The sequence below is a fragment of the Moorena sp. SIO3B2 genome (assembly GCF_010692525.1).
Classification (GTDB): Bacteria; Cyanobacteriota; Cyanobacteriia; order Cyanobacteriales; family Coleofasciculaceae; genus Moorena; species Moorena producens.
The window spans coordinates 1-2,584 of record NZ_JAAHHE010000637.1 but is presented as its reverse complement, the minus strand read 5'-3'; the positions used below and the strand labels follow the sequence as shown (position 1 = coordinate 2,584).

At 43.7% G+C, this 2,584-nt stretch carries 1 protein-coding gene; it reads left to right on the top strand.

Translation table 11 applies throughout. From position 1 onward, the window contains the following. The first annotated feature begins 641 nt into the window (after window positions 1–641). On the top strand, window positions 642–2,489 hold the full coding sequence (gene ltrA / locus F6K38_RS39220) for a group II intron reverse transcriptase/maturase (RefSeq protein ID WP_287360323.1): 1,848 nt from the start codon (window positions 642–644) through the stop codon (window positions 2,487–2,489). Window positions 2,490–2,584 lie beyond the last annotated feature (95 nt).

Genomic DNA, 2,584 nt, shown 5'->3' with positions numbered 1-2,584 from the left:
TCTGGGCGACCGAAGAAGGCGCTCAAAGGAGTGAAGGTTCCGTAACCTTCCGATCAGCTAGGGTTCAAGCGAAGTTCCCACCCAAAGGGGCATAACGAGATGGATATCAACGGCTCACAAGCTGAGGTACTCCCGAATTGTTATGTCTCACAGCTAGAGGGTAATGCGTAACCAGAAGCATATACCGCATGATAATGGAACGTTAGGGAAAGAACTAACAGGTTGACGAAAGGAATCGTTGATTGAAGCGTCGTAATGATTGATATCCCTGTCAAAGCGGTAATGGGGATACTAGCTCCATGGGTTAATCCAGTAGATATTGGATAATCGGAAGAACTCCACGGACTCGGCGTAGAGACGACAACCATTAGTTCGCATCTCCTTTGTGTGTAACCGGGTAAGCCGAGATTGAGTCCTTAATCTAGGTCGATGATTAAGGTAGCCAAATCGCAAGAAGAGGTATAACTCTGAGTCCGGTAAAAGACTGAACCAAGCTAAAGCCAACATGGTGAAAACCGACGGGAAAGCGTGAAGAGCGTATAACCGGTTGGATAGAGGGAAATCCCTCAACTCGTGCAGAGTGCTGAATTTCAGAACTGATTCTGAGGGAGGAACATAATACTTATTAATCCTTAATTGTAATGGAAAAGATAGAACCGAATTCAACCGAAAACGGTATCGTAACTGAACAAGCTACCGAGTGGCACTCCATAGACTGGAAGAAAGCCTATCGGTTAGTCAGGAAATTAAGACGTAGGATATTCCTCGCGACTCGTGAAGGCAATTGGAAAAAGGTGAATAAGCTACAACGGCTAATGCTACGTAGCTACTCCAATATACTCATTTCCGTAAGACAGGCCGCACAGTTAAATCAAGGCAAAAACACCCCTGGGATAGACAAAATAGCCAATCTTACCCCCAAACTCAGGGCAGAGCTGGTCGATGCTCTAAAAATTTACAAAGCCTGGAAACCAATTCCAACCAAACGTGTATACATTCCTAAACCCAATGGAAAAAAACACCCATTAGGAATACCTAGCATGATAGATAGATGCATACAAAGTATCGTCAAAAATGCATTAGAGCCTTCATGGGAAGCTAAATTTGAACCGACATCATACGGATTCAGACCAGGCCGAAGCACCCATGACGCTAGACAAAGGATATTCAACAACATAAAGGGTGAAAACAACCGAAAGTGGTGGGTACTAGACGCAGACATCTCCGGATGCTTCGATCATATTGCCCATGAACCACTACTGGAAACCATTGGAAATTTTCCAGCTAGAAACCTGGTGGAACAATGGCTAAAGACAGGATACGTCGATAAAGGCGTATTTTATAACACCGAGTCAGGTACACCTCAGGGAGGAATAATAAGCCCATTACTGGCTAACATAGCCCTACATGGCATGGAAAATGAATTAGGAATTACATATAAGTGGCGCAAAGACAAGAGGAAAAAATCAGGAGGATTCTGGAACAACATCTCAGAAAGAACCTTTGTCCGCTTTGCCGATGACTTTGTGATTCTAACTCAAAGCAAAGAAGATGCGACAGAAGCTAAGGTAATCATACAAGAATGGTTAACCAAAAAAGGATTAAGACTATCTGAGGAAAAGACCAGCATCAAACACTTGACAGAAGGGTTTGACTTCCTAGGATGGAACTTCCGCAAGTACAGAACCACTGCACGGAAAACCGAATTGGTCACCCTCATCAAACCCTCCAAGAAGAACATCAATAACTTCAAGAAACAATTGAAGGATGAATTCAAAAAGTTAAAGAGTGCATCCCAAGAACAAGTCATAAGGAAGCTTAATCCCAAAATAAGAGGGTGGGGCAACTATCATGATGGTGTAGTGGCTCAAGAAACCTTCAATACACTCGATAGCTACATCTTCTGGAAATTAAAAAGATGGGGGTTACGGAAACATCCAAATAAATCCTGGAAGTGGATATCCAAGAACTACTTTGGAAAACACTGCCCAGGAAGGGAAGACAAATGGGTATACGGAAACAAATCCTCAAAAAATGCATATCTGCATAAACTCGCTTGGAAACCCATCAAACGCCATACCCTAGTCCAATACAAAAACAGCCCAGACGACCCCGACCTGATTGGGTACTGGGAAGAGCGCAAAGCATTACAAAGGGAAAAAACGGCAAGGGGAAGATTCTCAGCGGGAAAGGACAAAATAGCAAACAGACAGAACTACCTCTGTCCTGTCTGCAATCAATCAATTGGGATTAGTGATGTATTACATATACATCACATTATACCAATACATCTAGGTGGACAAGACCAATACGATAACCTCATCTATCTACACGAGGATTGCCACCACACCATACATGCCTTGGGTGCCACCAATCCCGACATACAGAAAATGCTGAGAGCCGGGAGAAAAAAACCCTCTTTGAAACGGAACAAAAACCAAAAGGTACAAAACCGTAAATCTCAGAAAAGAAGTGGCAGTGATAAATGAGTTCAAAAAGAATCGGTTGCGCCGTGTACTTGGAGACTTGTTCGCACGGTGCGTTGGGGACGAAGCGGGAGCAATCCCGCTGACTTACCCAATCC